Origin of the sequence: Henriciella aquimarina (assembly GCF_002088975.1) — a bacterium.
Classification (GTDB): domain Bacteria; phylum Pseudomonadota; class Alphaproteobacteria; order Caulobacterales; family Hyphomonadaceae; genus Henriciella; species Henriciella aquimarina.
Genome location: NZ_NCST01000072.1, coordinates 82,796 through 104,324, shown reverse-complemented (window position 1 = coordinate 104,324; position 21,529 = coordinate 82,796). Strand labels below are relative to the sequence as shown.

Genomic DNA, 21,529 nt, shown 5'->3' with positions numbered 1-21,529 from the left:
GCTCCCCTCACGGATAGGGCAAGGGCGCAAGATCCGGCTCGACCCAGCTGCGCCGTGCGTCGAGCGAGAAGAGCCTGTCGCGCGACCAGTAGGTCATGAGCCAGTGCTTGCGCCCGCACTCTGATGCCATGAGCTTGGCGAGCACCTCCGGCAGGGGCGCGCCTACATGGGTTTCAAGGTGCCAGCGGGCAGCCCGCAGCGAGGCGAGTGTGATCGTCTCGTGATAGCCTTCCGTCTCGCTGTTCGGCGTGCCGGTGGCCGTGTTGTAGGCGCGGATCATGGCCGGCATCTCCGCGAAGGCATCGATCTCCGGGCGCGAGAGCAGGTCGAGCGCGGCGGCGAAATGGGCCTCATGCGTCCAGTCCGACTTTGGCAGGCGTCGTGCGATAAGGCCATCGGTGATGCGCCGGATCGCGGCGTCTGTTGAGAGTGACATGGGATTTCCTTTCAGGCTGGGGCGGGGCCTGAAAAAGAAAAACCCCGCCGCTTGGGTGGCGAGGTTTGGTGTGGAAGCAGGCTGTCCGTGATCGTCTGTCCGAGGATCAGGACGAGCCGGCAAGCGCAAACAAACAGGCCACCGGTGTCCGGATGGTCTGTTGCTGGGTCAGGTATGTAGCCGACATGCGCATGGAACGCCGGATAGGCCGAGGCGCGCGAAAGGTCAATTGCGGCAAAAGGTGCCGCCTACCCTTTCCGCTCCAGGCTCTCCAGCCCGAACATGGCGAGCTGCAGGCTCTGCGCAATGCGTTCGGCGCGCTGCATGAAATAGGCGACCGTTTCCTCGCTGTCGGCAAGGTCCTCCAGCGTGGCCTGGAACAGGCCGAGCCATGTCTGGAAATCTTCGCGCGTAATGCCCTGCAGCTTGAAATGCGCCGGCACCGGCTTGCCGGAATAGCGCCCGGCATTCATGGCGACCGAGGCCCAGAAATCCTTCAGCTTGGCGAGGTGGGCGTCCCAGTCGTCGATCTCGCCATTGAAGATGGGGCCGAGGCGCGGATGGGCGCGCACGCGGGCATAGAAGGTGTCCACCAGCTTCGAGATGAAAGCGTCATCGATTCCGAGACGGGCGGCATTGTCCAGAATGGCCTGTCGGCGCTCTTCGGCCGAACGGATCTGATAGGTCATGCCGCCAGCGTCTCGCAGCCAAAGCCGAAGGCGTCCATACGCAAAACGCCGTAGGTCGCACTGCGGTGCAGCCTGCGGACCGCCTCGCCCGCCCCGGCGCCGAGCGCCACGAAGAGCGGGAGGATATGGTCCGGCGTGGGGTGGTTGAGACGCATGGCCGGCAGGGTGCTGATGGCCCGCACGGCCTCGTCCGGATCGTCTGCCAGGAGGATGTCGCCCAGCTCGTCGGCAAAGCCGTCAACCCAGTCTGGCGAGGCAGCGTCCAGCCCATAGCCGCCGGTAAAGAAGGCCCGCAGATTGTGCGTCGTGCCGCCGGAGCCGAGGACCAGAACGCCCTCCTCGCGCAGCGGCGCCAGCGCCTGGCCGAGCCTGTAATGCCATTCCGGCGAGCGGTTCATGCTGATGGAGAGCTGTACCACCGGCACATCGGCCTGCGGATAGAGCAGCTTCAGCGGCACCCATGCACCATGATCGAGCCCGCGCTCGGCATCGCTCACCGCATCGAAACCAGCCGCCCGCAAGAGGGCCCGCGCCTGCCCGGCCAGCAAGGGATCGCCAGGCGCGGGATACTGCATGGCGTTCATGTCCGGGCCGAAGCCGCGAAAATCGTGGATCGTCTCCAGGGCAGCCGAGGCTGTCAGCGTCGGCCGGTCTGCATTGTAGTGGGCGGAGATCACCAGAATGGCCCGCGGGCGCTCCAGCTGAGGCCCCAGCCCGGCAAGGAAATCACGCGCGGGTGACGGATCGATCACAAGGGTCGGTGCCCCGTGCGAAATGAAGAGGCTGGGCTGTCTGGTCATCATGCTGAGGATTTGGCGCGGGCAGCGATGCCGCGCAATCGGCCGTCTGGAATGAGACTTATTCCACTGCGGGCTTCTGCCGCCCCTCCCATGCCACGTCAGCCTCCCAGAGCGGCACAGTCGACAGGCTCATCTTGGCTGACCCGTCGACCGGCTTGCGCGAGAAGGAGACGTACATCAGCGCATCGTTCTCGGCATCGTAGATGCGGCGCACGGCCAGCTGCTTGAAAATCAGCGAACGGCCCCGGTCCCAGACTTCCTCGCCGGACCGGTCGAGGTCGATCTTGCCGATGGTAACCGGGCCACTGATCATGCAGGAAATGGAAGAATTGGACGGGTCCTCGAACCAGTTTCCCTTGCCGATCCGGTCCCAGACCCCGCGGTCGAAATAGGCGATGTGGCAGGTCACGCCCTGCACCTTCGGATCATTCAGGCGGTCGATCTTGATCTCGTTGCCGAGCCAGTCATTCTTGAATTCCGCCGCTTCCCTGTCGCCGCCACAGGCAGCCGCAAGCAGGCAGAAGGCCGGAAGGGCCCAGCGTTTCGATTGTGCGAACATGGAAGCTGAACCCCGCATCATCGCGGAAGTTCCGGGTCCGGGCGAGCGCCGTCAGGCCGCCTCTTCATCATCCTTGGCGGCACTGCCGTCTTCCTCCTCGTCGAAGATGAGGATGTCGCCGGGCTGGCAGTCCAGCTCACGGCACAGCGATTCCAGGGTGGAGAAGCGCACAGCCTTGGCCTTGCCTGTCTTCAGGATGGAGAGGTTGGCAAGGGTGACGCCGACACGGTCCGACAATTCTGTCAGCGACATGCGGCGTTCCAGCAGAACACGGTCGAGGGTTACGCGAATGGCCATATCTGTTCTTCGGCCTCCTAAATCGTCATCTTCTCTTCCTCGCGCAGACGCGTTCCTTCACGGAACACCTGCGCCAGGATGAAAAGCGCCACCACAGCCGCCCATGCAGCAAGGTTGATACTGAGCCGAACGGGCTGGTCGGTCCCGAGATCCACGAAAAGATTGAGCAGGATCACCGTGACATAGCGGGCAAGCTCGACCAGCGCGATCGCAATGGCGATCCGCGTCAGTCTCGGCCCGTTCTGCGGCACGAAAGGGTCACCGTCGGCAAGGGTTGAAAGGATGCGCCGTAACTGGATGCAGACATAGATGATGCCCGGGGCGAACACGGCGAGGCCGGCAAGGCCCGCCACGAACTGGCCGGGCTTGACGTCCTCGACATAGGTTTCCATGCCGGGCACTTTCATCACCCCGCCATTCAAGCTGCCGATAAGGCCCGCGCCGATGAGCAGGAAGGCGATCACGCCGGATATCACGGCGATCCAGATCACAACCTGCATCAGCATCGACAGGAAGGCGGCCATGGAGTTTTGCTGCCGGATCGTCATATGTCTCTGGTCTGTCCTTTGGCGTTCATGCCCACACTTTCTAGTCTCAAACCGGTAATTTACCGTTAAACGATAATTACATTCACACAGAAAGCAAGATCGGAGCCACATACATCCATGACTCGCAAACTCGGAAAAGGCCGCCTCGTCGCCGCCACCCATAACAAGGGAAAAGTCAGAGAGCTCAAGGACCTGTTCGAACCGGCCGGTCTCGAAGTGGTCTCCGCCATCGATCTCGACCTCGCCGAACCGGAAGAGACCGAGATGACCTTCACCGGAAACGCTCTGCTCAAGGCCCGCGCGGCGGCCGAAGCGACAGGCGCCCCGGCGCTGTCGGACGATAGCGGGCTCGCCGTCGAGGCGCTGGGCGGCATGCCGGGCATCTATTCCGCGCGCTGGGCCGGGGAGCCGCGCGATTTCATGAAGGCGATGGAAAAGGTCGAGACCGAGCTTGCCGAGATCGGCACCGACAATCGCCGCGCAAAATTCGTCTGCGCGCTCGCCGTCGTCTGGCCCGACGGCCATGAGGAGGTGTTCGAGGGCGAAGTGCATGGCGAGCTGGTCTGGCCGCCGCGCGGCGAGAAGGGCTTCGGCTATGACCCCATGTTCGTGGCCGATGGCGAGTCCGTGACCTTCGGTGAAATGGATCCGGCGAAGAAACACGGTATGAGCCACCGCGCCGATGCCTTCACAAAGCTGAAGGCCGCCCTGCTTTCATGAGCCCCGCCCTGCCCTTCGGGTCGGCCTACGGCTTCGGCCTCTATGTCCACTGGCCGTATTGCACGAAGATCTGCCCCTATTGCGACTTCAACGTCTATGCCGCGAAGGACAGGGACAATTCAGCCCTTGTGCGGGCCCTGGGCGACGACCTCGCCCGCCATGCCCGTGTACTGGAGGGCCACCCGAAGCTCGGCTCGATCTATTTCGGCGGCGGCACGCCCTCGCTGATGGCGCCGGCAGAGATCGCCGGGCTTGTCCGTCAGGCAGACGCTCTTTTCGGCCTCGAGCCGGATGCCGAGATCACGCTGGAGGCAAACCCCAACGATGTGCTGGGTGCCGACCTCGCCGCCTGGGCGGGGGCCGGCGTCAACAGGCTCTCCATCGGCCTGCAATCGCTGGACGACGACGCCCTCGGCTTTCTCGGGCGTGACCATGATGCCGCCGGGGCGCGCCGGGCCGTCGAGCTGGCGGCGCGTCATTTCCCGAACCATACGATCGACCTCATCTATGCCCGGCCCGGCCAGTCGCCGAAAGCCTGGGAGACAGAGCTTTCCGAAGCGCTGTCGCTAGGCGCACCGCACCTGTCGCTCTATGAGCTCACCATTGCCGAGCGCACCGCCTTCGGCAAACGCGCCGAGCGGGGCGAGCTTCAGCCCATGCCGGACGATGACCAGGCCGACCTCTATGAGCTGACGCAGGCCGTCGCCGAAACTCATGGTCTGCCAGCCTATGAAGTCTCCAATCATGCCCGCTCGCGCGAGACCCAGTCGAAGCACAATCTCACCTATTGGCGCGGCGGGGACTGGATCGGCCTCGGCCCCGGCGCACATGGGCGGCTGAGCCTTGAGGGCCAGCGCGTAGCCACCCTCGCCCCGCTCAAGCCCGGCGACTACATCGCAGCGGTCTCCAAAACCGCAGGTCTAGCCGGCGAACCGCTCTCGCCCGTCGACACGGCCCGGGAGCTGCTCGCCCTCGGCCTCAGGCCCGGCGAAGGCTTCGACATCACACGGGTCGAGACGCTGACCGGCGCCCCGCCCGACCTGGCGACGCTCCAGGCCTTCATCGATGAGGGCTTCATGCACCGGACCGGCGAGCGCATCGCGCTAACGCCGGAGGGCCGCCTGCTGGCCGACCGGATCGCAGCCGAGCTGTCGCCCTGAGCCCCGTAACCCTACCGAGGCGGGGCACCATGCCCGCTCGCCCGCGCTCGTCCTTCGACTTCGCTCAGGATGAGCGCTATTCTTCGCCGCCTCTCAAGACCTCATCCTGAGCCAAATCGAAGGAGAGGCCGTTCGCCTGAACATCAGGCTCTCCCCTAGTCGGTCTCCGTCTTCCGGAACCGCTTCGACTGCTGCTTCATGATCTCCCGGCCAAGCGGCTCTGGCAGGATGCGGGTCAGCATCGCCACGCCCTTGTTGACCGCGCCGGGCACAACAACCGGCCGCCCACGTGTCACACCATCGATGCCAGCCTCGACAACCGGGCCGGCTTCCATCCACATCCATTTCGGGGACTCGCTCGCCATTTTGCGCGTGCCGTTCACATCGTGGAACTCGGTCCAGGTGAAGCCGGGGCAAAGCGCGGTGCAGTGAATGTCATGGCCGGCCGCCTGCGCTTCGGCATGGATGCTTTCGGAGAATTTGATGATCCCCGCCTTCACGCTGGCATAGAGGGTGTGGCCATTGGAACCCGGCGTATAGCCGGCGAGCGAGGCGACATTGATGATGCGCCCGAAGCCACGCTCGGCCATGCCGGGCAGCAGCTTGTGCACCAGCTCGACAGGCGCGGTGTACAGCACACGGATGAACTGCGCCTGGTCTTCCCAGCTCGTATTGAAAAAGGTGCCCGGCAGGCCATATCCGGCATTGTTGACCAGCGCGTCGACATGCCGGCCAGCCTCCCTGAGTTCGGCGAGGATCACATCGACACTCGCCTCATGCGCGAGATCCTGCGTGATGACGAGGGTGGCGACCTGGTACTTTTCCTCCAGCTCACGCGCCAGTTTGTCGAGCCTGTCGGCCCGGCGCGCCGTCAATGCGACATCCCAGCCCTTTTGCGCATACTGATGAGCAAATTCTGCCCCAAGGCCGGCTGACGCCCCGGTTATCAGGGAAAGTTTGTTAGGTTTCATGTCTGTTCCGACCATTTCTTGCAGTTTTACTCGACGACAGCTGTAACATAATCGTCACACTCAGACTTCATTTCTCCGGCCATCTTGTTTCACATCCCCCCAAGCTCAACATCCGCCCTCGCAGATTCGGCTGAGCGATCTGCACCTGCAAGAGGGGAATCTTATGAAACAAAGAAAAAGGCTGCTTTGCACGGCAGCACCACTCATCATCCTGTTTGCGCAACCTGCCATCGCGCAGGACAATGCCCAGAACACCGAACAGTCTGACGAACTCCGCCAGGGCCAAATCGTTGTTACCGGTACCCGCTCGACGGACCGTACGGCGCTTGAAACGGCTGTCCCGGTCGATGTCTTCCCGGTCGAGGAACTGACCGATACCGGCCGCGTCGAACTCAACCAGATCCTGACGACGACCGTTCCCAGCTTCAACTTCAACCAGACGGCCATCAATGATGGCACCGACATCGTCCGCCCGGCCACGTTGCGCGGCCTGGCGCCGGACCAGACCCTCGTCCTGGTCAATGGCAAGCGCCGCCACACGTCGGCCCTGGTCAACATCAACGGCTCTGTCGGGCGTGGCTCGGCGGCGGTTGACCTCAACGCCATTCCGACCACGGCCATCGGCAACGTCCAGGTCCTGCGCGACGGCGCCTCGGCCCAGTACGGCTCCGATGCGATCGCGGGCGTGATCAACGTCCTCCTGCGCGAAGCCGATTCCGGCGGCGCGGTGAACCTGCGCTACGGCGCACATGTCACCGATCCGGAAGGCCTGAACCGCAGCGAAGTCGACGGCCAGACCACCAATGTTGGCGGCTGGGCCGGCTTCGGCCTCGGCGAAGACGGCTTCCTCACCGTCTCGGCGGAATACTCGCTGCGCAAGCGCACCAATCGCGCCGGGCTCGATCCGCGCCAGCAATTTCCGGATACGCCGGCCTTCGACGAAGCCGAGCGCACCTTCAACCGGCTGAACCACAATTACGGCAATGGCCGCGCGGAGAACATCAACCTGTTCTTCAACTCCGGCTATGACCTGAACAATGGCGTCGAGCTTTATGCCTTTGGCGGCCTGCAGGACCGTGAAGGCGAGAGCCCCGGCTTCTATCGCCGCGCCATCGACAGCCGGAACATCTCCGACATCTATCCCGGCGGCTTCCTGCCGGTGATCGGCGGCGATGTCTTCGACTACAGCCTCGGCGGCGGCGTGCGCGGCACGGCGAATGAGTGGGATTACGACTTCAGCGTCGTGCGCGGCTCCAACGAGCTCGAATATTCCGTCACCAACTCGCTCAACGCCTCGCTCGGCCCGACGAGCCAGACGAGCTTCGATGCCGGGACGATGACGTTCGACCAGCTCACCTTCAACGCCGACATCGTCCGCACCTTCGACAATCTCCTGCCCGGCACGACGACGCTCGCCTTCGGGGCCGAGTACCGGGACGAGAACTTCGAGATCGAGGCCGGCGAGGAAGCCTCCTGGATTCAGGGGCCGTTCCCGGCGACGGACTATTTCGGCAACCCGATCCTCGACGATGACGGCGATCCGGTCCCGGCGGCTGCCGGCAGCCAGGTCTTCCCGGGTTTCAGCCCGGAATCGGCTGTCGATGAAGGCCGCGATGCCACCAGCCTCTATGGTGAAATCGAGTGGGAGCCGAATACCCGCACCCTGCTGTCGGCCGCGGTCCGCTATGAGGACTATTCCGATTTCGGTGACACGGTGACCGGCAAGATTGCCGGGCGCTATGACTTCACCGATCAGATCGCCATTCGCGGGGCCATCTCGACCGGCTTCCGCGCGCCGAGCCTGCAGCAGCAGTACTTCACGTCGATCTCCACGAACTTCATCGACGGCGTTCCCTTCGAGGTCGGCACCTTCCCGGCAACCTCCGACGCAGCCATCGCGCTGGGCGGCGGTCAGCTCGATGCGGAAGAGTCCGTGAGCTACTCGCTGGGCACGGTGATCACGCCGACTTCGGACTGGTTCATCACCATTGATGCCTACCGCATCGATATCGACGACCAGATCTTCCTGACCGAGAATCTCGGCGGGCCGGAAGTTCAGGCCGTGCTCGACGATGCCGGGGTGAACGCACAGCTGGTGCGCTTCTTCCAGAACGGTATCGAGACCGAGACCACGGGTGTCGACATCGTCACCAAGTATGACTTCGACTTCGGCGACATGGGCGAGCTCGGCGTTTCGGCCGCGTTCAACTATTCCGAGACCGACGTCACCGAGGTGCCGGAAAACATGGTCATTCCGGATCTCGTCCTGTTCGGGCGCGACCGCTCCCTCACGCTTGAGGAAAGCGCTCCGGAAACGAAGCTGATCCTGTCGGGTGACTATTCCTACCAGATCGCGAACTTCAATGTCCGGGCCACCCGTTTTGGCGACGTCCTCGTGCCGTCCTCCAATCCGGATAACGACTATACGCTCGATTCCGCATGGATCCTCGACGCGTCGGTCGACTTCGACCTGTCGGAGCGTGTCTCGGTCGGGATCGGCGCGGACAATGTCCTCGACGAATACCCGACGCAGACGCCGGACAATCTGAGCTTCAACGGGATCTTCCCGTATTCGAGCCGCAGTCCGTTCGGTTTCTCCGGCCGCTTCGTCTATGGCCGCGCCAGCTATCACTGGTAAGGCTTCAGGCTGAAATCCAATCGCGAAATGCCGCTCCGAAAGGGGCGGCATTTTTCTTGGCTCAAGCCCTGCGCCAGACATTCACCTTGGTGAGGAAGGCGTTCTCGCTGTGCTCGAGCGTAAACCCGGCCTCCTGCATGGGCGGGGTGAAATCCCAGCCGAGATAGGCCTTGTAATAGGGCTCGTGGAAGCCTTCCGGGAAATATTCGAGGATACCGTCCAGCCCTTCATTGTCCCCGAATTGCAAGCTGTCGGCGATGATGAAGGCCCCGCCCGGCTTCAGCACGCGGGCGGCTTCCTGCATCACCGCCTTGCGCGTCTTCTCCGGTAATTCGTGGAAGAGATAGACCGAGACGATCACATCCTGCGAGGCATCTTCCAGCGGCATGGCCTCGGCCAGGCCCTCGACGATCTCCACATGCGGCCAGGGCGCGACCAGCTGGCGCGCCCGTTCGGCATAATTGGGCGAGAGGTCGAGCCCGGTCGCTTTCAGGCGCGGGAAGGCCCGCATCGTCTCACGCAGGAAACGGCCCGTCCCGCAGGCGAGATCGAGCAAGGCCACTTCACGCTGGTCGCGCCCCTTCACCTCGGCCACGATCTGCGCCAGCGCCTGGCGGCGCATCGCATCGGCGGCGCCGGTAAACAGCGCCTCGACCTGGTGGTCATAGAGTTGCGCGCTCTCATCCGACAGCCAGCCATCGGTCTGATAGTGGAAGTTCTGGCGGTAATAAGCCGGATAGCGGTTGGAGCTCTCCAGCGTCTCACGCACCTCAGCGCCGTCGCGCGCCACGCGCCGGCGGTCGACATCCGCGATATCCTTCAGGAAGTGCCCGGCCCGCTTCACGGCCTTGCCGAGATCGGCGACGCGCACATCCGCCGGGGCCGGATAGAGCCCCGCCTCGATATTTGCCCGGTCCTGCGCGAAAAGGCGGAAGAAGCTCGCGCGCAATTCCTTCGTATCGACCGGGTTGGTCGGCTTGAAGGGCGGTTCGCCGGGGCGGTTGAACCCCGCCGAGCGGCGTTTCGCGATGGCATATTGCGCGCCGTACCAGGCCGAGCGCAGTCCCTGGGCGCCGACATAGCGCGCCCGGCTCATTGTTTTTCCTGTCTCGTCGAGAAGTCCCATGCCCCCTATATTGGCGCATCGGGAAACCGCGTCCAGTGGCACGAATAATGCTCTGAAAACTATATGCTTTCGTCTTCAGACTGCGTTCAGATGGATATGCTAGGGTAGCATTCGAAGGTGCCGGGACTGGTGTGTCCGGGTATCGTGAAAGGAGATCTCGATGATCCGCATGGCAATTCTCGGCAGCGCCGCAGCGCTTGCGATGAGCCTCCCGGCCGCTGCCCAGCAATACGGATATGACGGCTATGACTACGATGATGGGTATGGCTATGACAGCTATGGCTATCAGGATCAGGCCTATGCCAACGCCAATGCCAATTGCGACCGCGACCGTCGCTCCAACCAGACGGCCGGCACCGTGGTCGGCGCGATTGCCGGCGGCCTGCTCGGCGCTGCGATCGCCGATGATGGTGACAAACACCACCGCAAACGCCACCACCGCTATTCGCGCGGCTGGGACCGGGGCTATGGCTACGGCTATCGCGGCCACCGCCGCCACCGGGACAATGACGGCGACAAGGTCGCCGGCGCCCTGATCGGCGGTGTGGTCGGTGCCATGGCCGGCAATGCGCTGGCCGGCAGCATGTCGAACTGCAACACGACCCGCGCCTATGGCCCGGACACCCGCCAGCGCTATGGCAACATGAATGTCTCGCCCCCGACACGCCAGCCCTACGGCAATGCCTGGAACGAGAACCGTCCGCGCTCTGCGAGCTATGGCAACAGCTATCAGGGCGACGTCGACCTGCGCCCCGGCGAAGAGCTTTATGGCGGTTCGCCCCAGAGCAATCCGGCCTGGAGCAACCCGGAATATGGCGCGACCACGCAGGGCTATAATGCCGGCTATTCCGCCCCGCAGGACACCGGCGAATGCCGCACCGTCTATCGCGACCGTTACGTCAACGGACAACGCGTGAGTGAACCAGCGACCGCCTGTAATGTTGGCGGCGACCGCTGGGAGTTTGTAGACTAGATGTAGAGTGGCCGGAGACGGCCCTGTCTGGGTCAGCCCGGGACAAGGGCCGCGATCAGTCGCGGCCCTTTTTGTTTGTGCCGTTAGATCTCCCCCCTCCCGCCTCTCCTCTCTGGGGAAGGTCAGGGTGGGGCCAGCAGGCTTATCCCGGCACCAGCGCCGCAATCAGCCTCGGGCCCTTCTGCTTCATCGCCTCCTCGAAGGCGGCATCGAAGTCTTCCGCCGTGGTCACGGCTGTCGCCTCCACGCCCATGGATTGGGCGAGGCTGACCCAGTCGATATCCGGCCCGCCAATCTCCAGCATTTCCTTCGCCGTCGGGCCCGGATTGCCAGCGCCCGTGCGAGCAAGCTCGATGTTCAGGATGCGGTAGCTGTGATTGACGAAGACGATGGTGGTCACGTCGGCGCCCTCGCGCACCATGCTCCACAGCGCCTGATTGGTGTACATCGCCGCGCCGTCGCCTGTCAGCGCGATCACCTTACGGTCAGGTGCCGCGACAGCCGCCCCGAGTGCCAGGGGCAGGCCCTGCCCGATCGCCCCGCCGGTCAGCCCCATCCAGTCATGCGGCTCGGCCTTGATGGTCGACAGGAAGACCGGCAGCGAATTCGACACGCCATCATCGGAGACGATGGCATTCTCCGGCATGTGCCGCGCCACGCTCGCTCCGACAGAAGCCGCGTTGAGCTCGCCCGTCGGCGCCGAGGCCGGTTTCTCCAGCGGCGCCGGGTCGGCGGCCTCTTTCGCGCCCATCGCATCGGCAAGCGCGGCCAGCGTCTTCGCGCTGTCGCTGTCGGCGCCGCCCAGATCCATCGTCTCGCAGCCTTCGGGCACGAGCAGGCTTGGCTTGTCGGGATAGGCGAAGAAAGCAACCGGCAGGTGGGTGCCGGCCGTCAGCATCAGGTCGGTGCCCTCGAGATCGTTCATCGCGCCTTCGGCGAAATACTGCATCCGGTCGGGGAAGAAGACCCCGGCGCCGCGGCGCTGGCGCCCAAAAAAGGTGTCGGTGATGATCCGCACACCGGCCTTTTTCAGCCGGGCGGCGGCCTTCAGCCCGTCCTCGCCGAGCGCGGTGCCATTGATCAAGAGGACCGGCTGTTTCGCCCGGCCAATGGCTGCGGCGGCCGCATCGATCTTTTCCTTCGATGTCTCGCGCAAGGTGGGCCGGACGGCCTTGCCGCCCTTTACCCCGCCCTCGGTCCAGGCGGAATCGGCCGGCAGGATCAGCGAGACAGGCCCCGGCGCCGGGCCGAAGCTCGCCGTCCAGGCTTCAGTCGCCAGCTTGCCGGTCGTCTCGACACTGTCGGCGGACTTGATCCAGATCGAGTTCGGGCCGGCGAGCCCCATAATGTCGGAATTGAGCGGCGCGTCGTAGCGCCGGTGCGGCACGGCATGGTCGCCGATGACATTGATCATCGGCGTGTCGGCGCGCTTGGCATTGTGAATGTTCGCTCCGCCATTGAGATAGCCCGCGCCGAGATGCAGCAGCGTCATGGCCGGCTCACCTGTGATGCGCGCATAGCCGTCGGCGGCCCCGGTCGCCACGCCCTCGAACAGGCAGAGCACCGCATTGATGCGCGTTTCGCGGTCGAGCGCGGTGACGAGGTTCATTTCAGAGGTGCCCGGATTGGCAAAGCAGGCGGACACACCAAGGTCGGCCAGGGTTGAGACCAGCGCATCGGCGCCTGTCAGTTTCGTCGTGTCGCTGTCGACCATGAAAAATGTCTCCTTATACGGACGGATCCTTGCCCGTCCTAGCTGATATCGATGATGTCATCATCATAGGGTGTCGAATAGAGCCGCTTCACCTCTTGCGCCCGCAGGCTCTGAACGCGGCCCTGATTGATGTAGCCCTTCTCGGTAATCTCGCCGGCGTCAGGCCGCGGCGGTTCTGCCTGCAGCAGGATACGCGCAACACGTTTGGCGGCGTTGGGATGGGCGCGATTATAGGCGCTCAAACCCGCCTTCACAGCCGCGCGCACCGTCTCGTCTCCGGTCAGCTCGTCCATGCCGACGTTCCGCTCCGTCTTGCGCCGGCACCAGGCCTCGTTGAGGAAGCCAAGCAGGGCGATCTCGTTTTCGTTCAGGCCACAGACAACCACATCCGACAGCGCCCCATCGACCGCCTCGACCGCCTTCACCCGCACCGTGCCAGCCGACACCCATGTCCCGTTGGCGAGCTTGAACTCTTCGGCAATGCGCCCGTCAAAGGCGAGGCCCTTGTCCGGATCGTCCGGGTCGCGGAATTTCACCGCATCGCCGAGCTTGTAGAAGCCCTCCTCATCGAAGGCTTCGGCCGTCTTCTGCGGATCCTTGAGGTAGCCGGGCGTGATGCCCGCCCCGCGCACGCGGCACTCCATCTTCTCGCCCACAGGCGCCAGCTTGAACTCGCAACCGGGCAGCGGCAGGCCGATGAGGCCCATCGTGTCGCTCGGCCAGTGAACATTGGAGATGGTGGGCGAGGTTTCGGTCGCGCCATAGCCAGCCGACAGGCTGATCCGCTCGCCGGTGACGTCGACGGCAACGTTCTGGATGCGCTCATAAATGTCCTGGCCGAGGCTCGCGCCGCCATAGGCCATGACCATGATGCGCGAGAAGAAGGTTTCCGCCAGCGCGCGGTCATGCTCCAGCTCGGTCGCGATCGCCGCCCAGGCCGCCGGGACGGTGGTATGCTGGGTCGGCGCGACCTCGCGGAGATTGCGCAGCATTTCCGGCAGGCGGGCGGGTGTCGGCGCGCCCCAGTCGATATGGAGCGTGCCGCCCCAGTCGGTCATCGAGTGCAGGATGGAATGGGCGCCATAGGTGTGGCTCCAGGGCAGGAAGCTCACCATGACCTGCGGGCCCTGGGAAATCTCTTCCAGCCGCCCCACATCCCAGACCGAGCGGATCATCTTCACCATGGAAGCGATGTTGCCATGGGTGTTGATCACCGCCTTCGGCTCGCCGGTGGAGCCCGAGGTCAGCATGTATTTCGCGACCCGCTCCTCGCTCAGCCGGTCATAGGCGAGATCAACGGCGCTGGTCGGAGCTTTGGCAAATGCCTCAAGCGACTCGCTGCGCACGCCCGTTGGCGCAGTCTTCCGGTAAAGGACCAGCCGGTCGCCCACCTCCATACCATCGAGGCCGCGCTGGTATTCCGCGCCATCCTCGACATAGAGGATGCCCGGCTCGGTCAGCCGGTCGGCATGGTTGAGGCGTGCGAAATCCTCGCTCAGCGTCGCATAGGCCGGGGTGACGGGGACGACCGGGCTGCCCGCCCACATCGCGGCATACATGACAAGCGCATGCTCGATGGCATTGCGCGAGAGGATCATCACCGGACGGTCCGGCCCGGCGCCGGCCTTGAGGAAGCCTTGCGCCAGCGAGCGGATCTGCGTCAGCGCCTCGCCATAGGTCAGACGGATCCAGCCCGGCTTCGACGGGTCGTCCGGATCGCGCTGGGCGAGCCAGGTCCGGCCCGGGTCCGCCGCCGCCCAGTAGACGAGCGGAGCCAGCATGTGGGGCGGATGCGGTCGCTTCGGCTGGCCGTTGCGCAGCAGGACGCAGCCATCGTCACGCGTCTCCATCTCCAGCTTTTGCGGCAGATAGGGAACTTCGCGAAAACGGATGCCGGCGGTCATAAAACCCCTTCTGTCTTGATCTTGATCAGCGCCCCGCAATGCTTGCAATGCACCGCATCGCGGTCATGGCGCATCAGGCCGCAGGTCTCGCATTCGCACTCGACCTTGCTTTCCGGCTCGATGATCGCGCGCAGGAGCTGCAGGAAGAGCGACAGGCCGAGCACCATGACAAGGATGGCGATGAAGCGCCCGAGCTGGCCGTGCAGGATAACGTCGCCATAGCCTGTCGTGGTCAGGCTGGTGACGGTGAAATACAGCGCATCGATATAGGTGTGGACGCTCGACTCCGGCTGGCCAACCTGCAGGGCATAGACGAGCGCGGCGGTGATGAAGACGAAGACGAAAAGGTTCGTCACCTTGTCGATGATCCGCTCATGGCGCTGGAAGAAGGGCGTGAGCACCTTCACCCGCCGGATGAATGTGAAGGCCCGGATCGCGCGGACCGCGCGCAGCACACGCAGGAAGGCGAAGTTCGAGACGAGCAATGGCGCGAACATGGTCACGACGACCACCAGATCGGCCCAGTTGATCCATTTCAGGAAGAAGCGGTGCTTGTGCTTGGCGATGTAGAGCCGCGCCAGCAGGTCACACAGGATGACTGCGCCGATGACATAGTCGGCGATGTAGTGGCCGCGCTCGCGGGTCTCGAACGGGGCCCAGAGAAAGTAGGCGATGGTCACGAAATCGAAGACGAGCAACGCCCAGCGGAACCAGAAGGACGCTTTCCCTGTCCCCTCATACAGCCAGAACAGCCGACGGTTCAGCCCTGTGCGTTCGCTCATATTCCCTGACTCCCCCGTTCCGGCAAAAAATGCAACACCGTCAGAGCCGTCAGGCCCTTTTCTCATGCAAACAGTTAAATATTCTCCATGGTCCGGCGCTGGTCTCCGAATCAGACCTTACAAAGCCGGACCAGCCTGTTATAGAGGTCCACCCCGTCGTGTCAGGGCGGGCCATGACAGGGGATGTCCATGCTGATCAGACGCCTTCGCCTCGCCGCCGCCATCCTGTGCGTGCCCATTGCCACGGGCGCCTGCCAGACCGCCACCGGGCGGGAAGCGGCCGTGCTGGAGAATGTCGACGAGACGACGCTATCGCGCGTGAAGGCGGTCCTGGCCGATGCGGTCGACCGCCCCCGCATCAGGCTCGGCCCGGAAGACCTCTCCTCCTCGACCACCATTTCCGTCATGCCGGCCCTGCCGGGCAAGAAGACACGGCATTCGAGCGCGCTGCCCGCCGTTTTCGACATCCTGACCAATGGCAACAGCTGCTTTGCGGTGCGCCGCGAAAGCGGAGAGAGCTACCGGCTGCGGGACATCGCCTGCAAGCCGGCAGCCATCTGATCGCTCTTCCTCAGGCCTCGCTGCCGGCCAGCGCCTTCAGGATGACATAGAACTGGTCGAGCCCGCCATAGAAACTGTCGACCAGGACGCGCTCGTTCAGCCCATGGGCGAACGTGTCATTCGGCTTCGCCGCCAGGCTGCCGACCCCGTAAGTGTCATAGCCGAGATTGCGGTAGTGCATGCCATCGGTGCCGCCGGCTGACATGTGCGGGATGACCGGCACATCGACGCCACGTTCATCGAGCGCCGCCTTCACCGCCTCGAGCACCTCCTCGCGCATGCCGGACTCCGGACTCTCCACGAGGTCAGAGATCAGCTTGAACTCGACCTCTTCATTGCCGACCACCTCTTTCAGCGTCTCTTCGGTGGCCTCGATGCCGACACCGGGGAAGATGCGACAGTTCACGGTGGCCGTAGCCGATTGCGGCAGGGCGTTTTCGGCATGGCCGCCGCGCAGCATGGTGGCAATGCAGGTCGTGCCGATCTGGCCGACGGTCGACGGATCGGCGCGCAGCGTCTCGATGGCCTCCTCGTCGGTCGGGTCCTCGGCAAAGGCGCGCATGGCCATGCCGAGCTTGTCGAGCCGCTTGCGGCCGGAAGCGTCCATGGAGGCGAGCGTCAGCTCGTTATGGCGCACCGGGAACTCATAGGCCTGGATCTTCTTCAGCGCGTCGGCGAGCTCATAGATCGCATTGTCCTTGCGCGGACGCGAGGAGTGGCCGCCCGGATTGGTGACCGTCAGCTCGAAGGTGGCATAGGTCTTCTCCGCGCCCTGGATCCCGTAATCCAGCGGCGCGCCATCGCGGTCGAGCGTCAGGCCACCGGCATCGGCGTTCAGCACGAAGGCCGGGTCGATATTCTCGGCCACGAAGTTCGCCTGCGCACGGGTCGAGACCATGCCGGTCTCCTCATCGCCGGACAGCACCATGACAAGATCGCGCGTCGGCTCGAAGCCTTCTTCCTTGAGCCGGATGAAGGTGGAGACGAGCGTGGTGACGCCATACTTGTTGTCGGCGGTGCCGCGCCCGAAGAAATAGCCGTCCTGCTCGGTCAGCGTGAACGGGTCGAGCACCCAGTCCTCGGCCAGCGCATCGACGACATCCATATGGGCCAGCAGAACGATGGGTTTCTGCGCCGGTTCGCCCTCGGCCCGGTACCAGACCATCAGGCCCTGGGTGTGCTCGCCGGCAGCATCATAGTCGGTGACCTCGAGCGCCTCATCGGTGAAGCCGGCGGCCTTCAGTTCGCCGACCAGATAGTCGACCACTTCGGGCACTTTTTCCTGCCCGCGCGCCGAACGGATCTCGACAATATTCCTGTAGATCTCGCGCGCCTGCTTTTCGGCGTCGGTCCGCTCCTGCGCCATGGCGACGGGCGCCGCCAGAAGCCCGGCCATGACGGCCCCTGCAATGAAACGCCCTGTATGTCTGAAGGCCATGCTCTCCCCTTTCCTGACTCTCGGGCCGCGCCCGATTTGGGGCTACCTTAGCCGCTTTCAGGAAAGAGTCATGGGCTTCTGGTAACCGCCCCGCCCGATCACACCTCGACCGGCTCCAGCGTCTCGTTGAAGCGCACCGGCTTGCCGCCGCCCTTCTGGGTGATCTCTCCGTCGCGCATGACGAAATTGCCGCGAATGATGGTGGCCACCGGCCAGCCGGTCGCCTCGAAGCCGTCATAGGGCGTCCAGCCGCATTTCGCCTTGCACCAGTCCTCGGTGATCGTTTCCTGGCGCTTCAGGTCGACCACCGTGAAGTCGGCATCATAGCCTTCCGCGATGCGGCCTTTATTGGCGATGCCGAAGACACGTTGCGGGCCGGCACTCGTCAGCTCGACAAAGCGGCGCAGCGTCAGCTTTCCATTGTTCACATGGGTCAGCATGATCGGCACCGATGTCTGCACACCCGGCATGCCAGAGGGAGACGCCGGATAGGGCCTCAGCTTCTCTTCACGCGTATGCGGGGCATGGTCGGTCGCCAGCACATCGACAATCCCGGCATTGACCGCCCGCCACAGCGCATCCTGGTGGCGCTTCTCGCGCACGGGCGGGTTCTGCTGGGCAAAGCCTTTCAGGCGCTCATAACAGTCCGGCGCATAGAGTGTCAGATGGTTCGGCAGCACTTCGACGGAGGCCACATCCTTGGCGTCGCGCAGCAGCTCCATCTCCTCGGCCGTGGAGATGTGCAGCACATGGATGCGCTTGGCCGTCTTGCGCGCGAGCCTCAAGAGGCGCCGCGTGGAGGAGACGGCCGCCTCGACATCGCGCACCACGATATGGCTCTGCCAGTCGCCTTCAACGGCGAGCTTGCGGCGCTCTTCGAGGCGGTATTCGTCCTCGGAGTGAAACGCCGCGCGCCGCTTGATCGAGCGCAGCACGGCCTCGACGCCTTCATCGTCGTGCACCAGCAGGTCGCCGGTCGAAGCGCCCATGAAGACCTTCACCCCGCAGCAGCCCTGCATCTGCTCCATCTCGCCGAGCAGGTGCGTGTTCTCATGCGTCGCCCCGGCATAGAAGGCATGGTCAACGTCCATGCGGCCCTTCGCGCGGTTGAGCTTGTCGGTCAGCATGTCCGGTGAGGTCGTGGACGGGTTGGTGTTCGGCATCTCGAACACTGCCGTCACCCCGCCGAGCGCGGCGGAGCGCGCTTCGGTCTCGAGGTCGGCCTTGTATTCCAGCCCTGGCTCGCGGAAATGGACCTGGCTGTCGATCACGCCCGGCAGGATGTGCAGCCCGGTCGCGTCATAGGTCTCGCCGGCCTGGGTCTCCTCGAACTTGCCGATGGCGGCGATCTTGCCATTCTTGACGGCGATGTCGGCACGGTCTTCGCCGCCGGGCGTCACGACGGTCCCGTTTTTCAGGATCAGGTCATAAGTCTCGGTCATGGCTGTTATATGCGCCCGATTGGCCGCAGAGTCATCCCGGCGAAATCACGCACCCTCAGCGTGCATAGACCGTGAAGCCCTCGATCAGCCGGTCGATCTGCTTGCCGGTCTGGTCGAGCGCGGAGATATAGCCGCGCCAGCTATCGGGCTTGGGCGCATCGATCCCGGCATCGCGGAACGGGCTCAGCTTGTCATTGACGACCGCGCCCTCGCACCGGGCGGCATCATAGGCATTCGAGGCGACTTCCAGCCGGCTGCGCACGACATTGTTCTGCAAGCGCAACTGCTCGGCGCGCAACAGCCAGTCCCCCGCCTCACAAGGACCGGACCGGTCCTGACAGGCCTCCAGCGCGACAAAGCCGTCGCGCAGCTCCGGGCGCAGGGCCTGCAGGAAGAAGCCGGTCTCCTCGACCGAAGCCTTGAGCGCGGTGATATTCTCCTGGCATTCGGCCCGCTCACCGAGCATCTGGCAACCGCCGGTTACACCCAGAAAGGCTAGCGCGAGGATCGTCGCAATCGGTTTCAAACGGAGCCCCTTCCTCATGCCGCCAGAAGGCGAATCGCACATCGCCGCACCCCGCATCCTTCGCTCCATGGCCCTTCAAGGCAAGGGCCGGCCCGGTGCACCGTTTCCTGCACCCTCCAGCTGTACCCTCTACTGCACCGCCGATTTCAGGGACCGGGGGTAGCGCTTCCGTCAGGAACGCCTAAATCACGTCCCATGGAAACCGCGATCCTTCCCAACCGCTCCATCCTCGTCATGGATGGCCCCGACACGCTCTCCTTGCTTGAGCGGCTCGTCACCAACAACACGCATGACTGGGACGTCGGCGAAGCCCGCTACGGCGCCCTGCTCACCCCGCAAGGCAAGGTAATCGCCGATTTCATCGCGCACCGCACCGAGACCGGTGCGCTGCTCGACACCGCCACCAACGCCGTCGGCGACCTGGCCAAGCGGCTGAAGATGTTCCGCCTGCGCGCCAAGGTCGAGATCGAGGTCGACGGCAACAAGGCCGCCGCCATTACAGAGGACGGCGCGCCCGACCCGCGCTCCGAGGCCATGCCAAAGCGCGGTGTGGTCGAGGCTGGCGCGGCGCCGGAGCTTTCGCAGGAAGACTGGGACGCGATCCGTATTCCGGCCGGCATTCCCGAATGGGGCGCGGACTTCGGCGCCGCCGATGTCTTCCCGTGGGAGATCAATATGGACCGCTATGGCGCGGTCGACCTCAAAAAGGGCTGTTTCATCGGCCAGGAAGTCGTCTCGCGCATGCACCGGCGCGGCAAGCTGCGCAAGCGCAGCGTCGTGCTCGAAGGCGAGAATATCGAGCCGGGCCAGGAGGTTATGGCCGGCGGTTCCATCGGGGAGGTGACGAGCGCCTGCCCGACCCATGCGCTTGCCCGGCTGCGCACCGACCGTCTCGCCAAGGCGCTTGAGGCCGGGGAAAGCCTGTCGGTCGCAGACCAATCCGTCCATCTGATCGAGACAGGCTGGCTGAAGGAAGAACTGGCCGCCAGCCTCAGCGACGCCGGCGCCGACTAGTCCTGTTTCATCAGATAGTCGCGCAGCACCGTCGCATTGTTGCGCTCGGTCTGCTTGCTCGCAAACAGCAGCGTGACCCGGCCTTTCGACGCGGCCTTCCGGATGGTCTCCAGCTCCTCTTGTGCGGCTTCGCCCTGCAGCTCGGCGACATAGGCCGAGACGAATTCATCCCAGCCAATCGCGTCGCCGTGCAGGCGTTTTCTCAGCGCATTCGACGGCGAAACCGTCTTCAGCCACGCCGTCAGCCCGGCCTTGTCCTTCGAAAGGCCACGCGGCCAGAGCCGGTCGACCAGAAACCGGGCGCCATCCTCGTTTGAGGGCGTGTCATAAATACGCTTCACACCGATATCCATGAACCGTCATGTCGGTGCGTGATTGGACCTTGGCAAGGCATGCCGCGCCTGCCATTGATTTGGGATGGGCCTGTACCTCTCTCCTGACGAGACGCTGCACTGCCGCTGGGCGCCGGCCGAGGATGCCCTCTACCGCGCCTATCACGACGAGGAATGGGGCGTGCCGGAATACGATTCCCGCGCGCTCTGGGAAAAGCTTCAGCTCGACGGCATGCAGGCGGGCCTCTCCTGGATCACCATCCTGCGCAAGCGCGAGGCGATCCGCGAGGAGTTTGACGGCTTCGTGCCTGAAAGCATCGCCCGCTGGGATCAGGCGCGCATAGAGAAAGCGCTTCAAAATCCGGGTATTATACGCAGTCCAAAGAAGATCCAGGCCACCATCGGCAATGCCCGGGCCTATCTCGACATGATGGCGGCCGGGGAGGACTTCTCCGACTGGCTGTGGAGCTTCACGGGCGGCACGCCCATCGTGAACCAGCTGCGAGACGTCTCCGAAGTCCCGGCCAAGACGCCGCTTTCTGAAGAGCTGTCGAAGGCGCTGAAGAAGAAGGGCTTCAAGTTCTGCGGCCCGGTCATCGTCTATGCCTTCATGCAGGCGGTGGGTATGGTCAACGACCACGAGACGCGCTGCCCGCGCCACAAGGAGATACAGGAGCTTCACGCATGAAACCGTTCGCCTGCCTTGGCCTCGTCAGCCTTCTCGCCCTTGCCGGCTGCTCAAGCATGAACCGGCCCTACATCTCCGGCGAGGATGGCTGTGACGAGATCGTCGACGCAAAGGCCCGCCTCGACTGCTATGAGCGTGTCGATCGCGCGGAATCCGACTGGCGCAAGGAAAAGCGCCGCGAGGACGACAGGGCCGATCCCGACACCTAGCC

At 64.1% G+C, this 21,529-nt stretch carries 23 protein-coding genes; 8 read left to right on the top strand and 15 right to left on the bottom strand.

Annotated features, from left to right (window positions below; all coding sequences use genetic code 11):
* Positions 1-7: 7 nt before the first annotated feature.
* The 6 genes from B8784_RS11725 to B8784_RS11700 form a co-directional block, all read right to left on the bottom strand.
* Positions 8-436: a hypothetical protein gene (locus tag B8784_RS11725; RefSeq protein WP_084398131.1), complete on the bottom strand. Its 429-nt coding sequence runs from the start codon at positions 434-436 to the stop codon at positions 8-10.
* A gap of 248 nt (positions 437-684) precedes the next feature.
* The gene (locus B8784_RS11720; protein WP_084398130.1) at positions 685-1,125 is read right to left on the bottom strand and encodes a group III truncated hemoglobin; all 441 of its coding nucleotides are present in this window, start codon (positions 1,123-1,125) and stop codon (positions 685-687) included.
* A complete protein-coding gene (locus B8784_RS11715; protein WP_233356094.1) occupies positions 1,122-1,928 on the bottom strand; it encodes a DODA-type extradiol aromatic ring-opening family dioxygenase in 807 nt (268 codons plus the stop codon). The genes B8784_RS11720 and B8784_RS11715 overlap by 4 nt, the downstream gene beginning before the upstream one ends.
* 55 nt (positions 1,929-1,983) lie before the next feature.
* Positions 1,984-2,484, bottom strand: coding sequence for a CreA family protein (locus B8784_RS11710; RefSeq protein WP_143435448.1), 501 nt, complete (start codon positions 2,482-2,484; stop codon positions 1,984-1,986).
* 51 nt (positions 2,485-2,535) lie between these two features.
* The gene (locus B8784_RS11705; RefSeq protein WP_084398128.1) at positions 2,536-2,781 is read right to left on the bottom strand and encodes a helix-turn-helix domain-containing protein; all 246 of its coding nucleotides are present in this window, start codon (positions 2,779-2,781) and stop codon (positions 2,536-2,538) included.
* Between the two features lie 17 nt (positions 2,782-2,798).
* Positions 2,799-3,329, bottom strand: coding sequence for a DUF2975 domain-containing protein (locus B8784_RS11700; protein WP_084398127.1), 531 nt, complete (start codon positions 3,327-3,329; stop codon positions 2,799-2,801).
* Between the two features lie 117 nt (positions 3,330-3,446).
* On the opposite strand from B8784_RS11700, the gene rdgB reads away from it, so the two are divergent.
* Together rdgB and hemW are read left to right on the top strand one after the other, a co-directional pair.
* Positions 3,447-4,049 (top strand): RdgB/HAM1 family non-canonical purine NTP pyrophosphatase, encoded by a 603-nt coding sequence (rdgB, locus tag B8784_RS11695; RefSeq protein WP_084398126.1) that lies wholly within the window; start codon positions 3,447-3,449, stop codon positions 4,047-4,049.
* Positions 4,046-5,209, top strand: coding sequence for a radical SAM family heme chaperone HemW (gene hemW / locus B8784_RS11690; protein ID WP_084398125.1), 1,164 nt, complete (start codon positions 4,046-4,048; stop codon positions 5,207-5,209). The genes rdgB and hemW overlap by 4 nt, the downstream gene beginning before the upstream one ends.
* 155 nt (positions 5,210-5,364) lie before the next feature.
* On the opposite strand, the gene B8784_RS11685 is transcribed toward hemW, so the two are convergent.
* Positions 5,365-6,180 carry an SDR family NAD(P)-dependent oxidoreductase gene (locus tag B8784_RS11685; protein WP_084398163.1) on the bottom strand — a complete coding sequence of 272 codons (816 nt, stop codon included), beginning with the start codon at positions 6,178-6,180 and terminating at the stop codon, positions 5,365-5,367.
* 163 nt (positions 6,181-6,343) lie between these two features.
* Here B8784_RS11685 and B8784_RS11680 point away from each other — a divergent pair, with 163 nt between their 5' ends.
* On the top strand, positions 6,344-8,818 hold the full coding sequence (locus tag B8784_RS11680; protein WP_084398124.1) for a TonB-dependent receptor plug domain-containing protein: 2,475 nt from the start codon (positions 6,344-6,346) through the stop codon (positions 8,816-8,818).
* Positions 8,819-8,879: 61 nt separating this feature from the next.
* On the opposite strand, the gene B8784_RS11675 is transcribed toward B8784_RS11680, so the two are convergent.
* Positions 8,880-9,944, bottom strand: a complete 1,065-nt coding sequence (locus tag B8784_RS11675) for a class I SAM-dependent methyltransferase (protein WP_084398123.1) — start codon at positions 9,942-9,944, stop codon at positions 8,880-8,882.
* Between the two features lie 160 nt (positions 9,945-10,104).
* Between B8784_RS11675 and B8784_RS11670 the strand changes: the two genes are divergently transcribed.
* Positions 10,105-10,917, top strand: coding sequence for a glycine zipper 2TM domain-containing protein (locus B8784_RS11670; RefSeq protein WP_084398122.1), 813 nt, complete (start codon positions 10,105-10,107; stop codon positions 10,915-10,917).
* Between the two features lie 142 nt (positions 10,918-11,059).
* On the opposite strand, the gene B8784_RS11665 is transcribed toward B8784_RS11670, so the two are convergent.
* From B8784_RS11665 to B8784_RS11655, 3 genes are read right to left on the bottom strand one after another with little or no spacing between them, the layout of a single operon-like run.
* Complete coding sequence (locus tag B8784_RS11665) at positions 11,060-12,631, bottom strand: acetolactate synthase large subunit (RefSeq protein WP_233356091.1); 1,572 nt, start codon at positions 12,629-12,631, stop codon at positions 11,060-11,062.
* Positions 12,632-12,669: 38 nt separating this feature from the next.
* A complete protein-coding gene (locus B8784_RS11660) occupies positions 12,670-14,535 on the bottom strand; it encodes a feruloyl-CoA synthase (protein ID WP_084398121.1) in 1,866 nt (621 codons plus the stop codon).
* Positions 14,532-15,317, bottom strand: a complete 786-nt coding sequence (locus B8784_RS11655) for an ion transporter (protein WP_084398120.1) — start codon at positions 15,315-15,317, stop codon at positions 14,532-14,534. Before B8784_RS11655 ends, B8784_RS11660 begins: the two co-directional genes overlap by 4 nt.
* Before the next feature lie 189 nt (positions 15,318-15,506).
* On the opposite strand from B8784_RS11655, the gene B8784_RS11650 reads away from it, so the two are divergent.
* Positions 15,507-15,878, top strand: coding sequence for a hypothetical protein (locus tag B8784_RS11650; RefSeq protein WP_143435447.1), 372 nt, complete (start codon positions 15,507-15,509; stop codon positions 15,876-15,878).
* 10 nt (positions 15,879-15,888) lie between these two features.
* Here B8784_RS11650 and B8784_RS11645 read toward each other — a convergent pair whose 3' ends face one another.
* The 3 genes from B8784_RS11645 to B8784_RS11635 all read right to left on the bottom strand — a co-directional run bounded on the left by B8784_RS11645 (position 15,889) and on the right by B8784_RS11635 (position 19,284).
* Entirely contained in the window at positions 15,889-17,316 is a 1,428-nt protein-coding gene (locus tag B8784_RS11645; protein ID WP_084398118.1) for a M20/M25/M40 family metallo-hydrolase, read from the bottom strand.
* A gap of 98 nt (positions 17,317-17,414) precedes the next feature.
* Entirely contained in the window at positions 17,415-18,758 is a 1,344-nt protein-coding gene (locus tag B8784_RS11640) for a dihydroorotase (protein ID WP_084398117.1), read from the bottom strand.
* A 55-nt stretch (positions 18,759-18,813) separates the two neighbouring features.
* Positions 18,814-19,284: a hypothetical protein gene (locus B8784_RS11635; RefSeq protein WP_084398116.1), complete on the bottom strand. Its 471-nt coding sequence runs from the start codon at positions 19,282-19,284 to the stop codon at positions 18,814-18,816.
* A 195-nt stretch (positions 19,285-19,479) separates the two neighbouring features.
* On the opposite strand from B8784_RS11635, the gene ygfZ reads away from it, so the two are divergent.
* On the top strand, positions 19,480-20,298 hold the full coding sequence (gene ygfZ / locus B8784_RS11630; protein WP_084398115.1) for a CAF17-like 4Fe-4S cluster assembly/insertion protein YgfZ: 819 nt from the start codon (positions 19,480-19,482) through the stop codon (positions 20,296-20,298).
* On the opposite strand, the gene B8784_RS11625 is transcribed toward ygfZ, so the two are convergent.
* A complete protein-coding gene (locus B8784_RS11625; RefSeq protein WP_233356089.1) occupies positions 20,295-20,639 on the bottom strand; it encodes a DUF488 domain-containing protein in 345 nt (114 codons plus the stop codon). The two genes, ygfZ and B8784_RS11625, sit on opposite strands and share 4 nt — an antisense overlap.
* A 76-nt stretch (positions 20,640-20,715) precedes the next feature.
* On the opposite strand from B8784_RS11625, the gene B8784_RS11620 reads away from it, so the two are divergent.
* Together B8784_RS11620 and B8784_RS11615 are read left to right on the top strand one after the other, a co-directional pair.
* A complete protein-coding gene (locus B8784_RS11620; RefSeq protein WP_084398113.1) occupies positions 20,716-21,318 on the top strand; it encodes a DNA-3-methyladenine glycosylase I in 603 nt (200 codons plus the stop codon).
* Positions 21,315-21,527: a hypothetical protein gene (locus B8784_RS11615; RefSeq protein ID WP_084398112.1), complete on the top strand. Its 213-nt coding sequence runs from the start codon at positions 21,315-21,317 to the stop codon at positions 21,525-21,527. The genes B8784_RS11620 and B8784_RS11615 overlap by 4 nt, the downstream gene beginning before the upstream one ends.
* The last annotated feature ends 2 nt before the right edge of the window (positions 21,528-21,529 follow it).

Excerpts from the sequence above, each read along its gene's own strand:
- B8784_RS11725 (WP_084398131.1), bottom strand. The coding sequence starts at position 436 with ATGTCACTCTCAACAGACGCCGCGATCCGGCGCATCACCGATGGCCTT.
- B8784_RS11720 (WP_084398130.1), bottom strand. The coding sequence starts at position 1,125 with ATGACCTATCAGATCCGTTCGGCCGAAGAGCGCCGACAGGCCATTCTG.
- B8784_RS11715 (WP_233356094.1), bottom strand. The coding sequence starts at position 1,928 with ATGATGACCAGACAGCCCAGCCTCTTCATTTCGCACGGGGCACCGACC.
- B8784_RS11710 (WP_143435448.1), bottom strand. The coding sequence starts at position 2,484 with ATGTTCGCACAATCGAAACGCTGGGCCCTTCCGGCCTTCTGCCTGCTT.
- B8784_RS11705 (WP_084398128.1), bottom strand. The coding sequence starts at position 2,781 with ATGGCCATTCGCGTAACCCTCGACCGTGTTCTGCTGGAACGCCGCATG.
- B8784_RS11700 (WP_084398127.1), bottom strand. The coding sequence starts at position 3,329 with ATGACGATCCGGCAGCAAAACTCCATGGCCGCCTTCCTGTCGATGCTG.
- rdgB (WP_084398126.1), top strand. The coding sequence starts at position 3,447 with ATGACTCGCAAACTCGGAAAAGGCCGCCTCGTCGCCGCCACCCATAAC.
- hemW (WP_084398125.1), top strand. The coding sequence starts at position 4,046 with ATGAGCCCCGCCCTGCCCTTCGGGTCGGCCTACGGCTTCGGCCTCTAT.
- B8784_RS11685 (WP_084398163.1), bottom strand. The coding sequence starts at position 6,180 with ATGAAACCTAACAAACTTTCCCTGATAACCGGGGCGTCAGCCGGCCTT.
- B8784_RS11680 (WP_084398124.1), top strand. The coding sequence starts at position 6,344 with ATGAAACAAAGAAAAAGGCTGCTTTGCACGGCAGCACCACTCATCATC.
- B8784_RS11675 (WP_084398123.1), bottom strand. The coding sequence starts at position 9,944 with ATGGGACTTCTCGACGAGACAGGAAAAACAATGAGCCGGGCGCGCTAT.
- B8784_RS11670 (WP_084398122.1), top strand. The coding sequence starts at position 10,105 with ATGATCCGCATGGCAATTCTCGGCAGCGCCGCAGCGCTTGCGATGAGC.
- B8784_RS11665 (WP_233356091.1), bottom strand. The coding sequence starts at position 12,631 with ATGGTCGACAGCGACACGACGAAACTGACAGGCGCCGATGCGCTGGTC.
- B8784_RS11660 (WP_084398121.1), bottom strand. The coding sequence starts at position 14,535 with ATGACCGCCGGCATCCGTTTTCGCGAAGTTCCCTATCTGCCGCAAAAG.
- B8784_RS11655 (WP_084398120.1), bottom strand. The coding sequence starts at position 15,317 with ATGAGCGAACGCACAGGGCTGAACCGTCGGCTGTTCTGGCTGTATGAG.
- B8784_RS11650 (WP_143435447.1), top strand. The coding sequence starts at position 15,507 with ATGCTGATCAGACGCCTTCGCCTCGCCGCCGCCATCCTGTGCGTGCCC.
- B8784_RS11645 (WP_084398118.1), bottom strand. The coding sequence starts at position 17,316 with ATGGCCTTCAGACATACAGGGCGTTTCATTGCAGGGGCCGTCATGGCC.
- B8784_RS11640 (WP_084398117.1), bottom strand. The coding sequence starts at position 18,758 with ATGACCGAGACTTATGACCTGATCCTGAAAAACGGGACCGTCGTGACG.
- ygfZ (WP_084398115.1), top strand. The coding sequence starts at position 19,480 with ATGGAAACCGCGATCCTTCCCAACCGCTCCATCCTCGTCATGGATGGC.
- B8784_RS11620 (WP_084398113.1), top strand. The coding sequence starts at position 20,716 with ATGGGCCTGTACCTCTCTCCTGACGAGACGCTGCACTGCCGCTGGGCG.
- B8784_RS11615 (WP_084398112.1), top strand. The coding sequence starts at position 21,315 with ATGAAACCGTTCGCCTGCCTTGGCCTCGTCAGCCTTCTCGCCCTTGCC.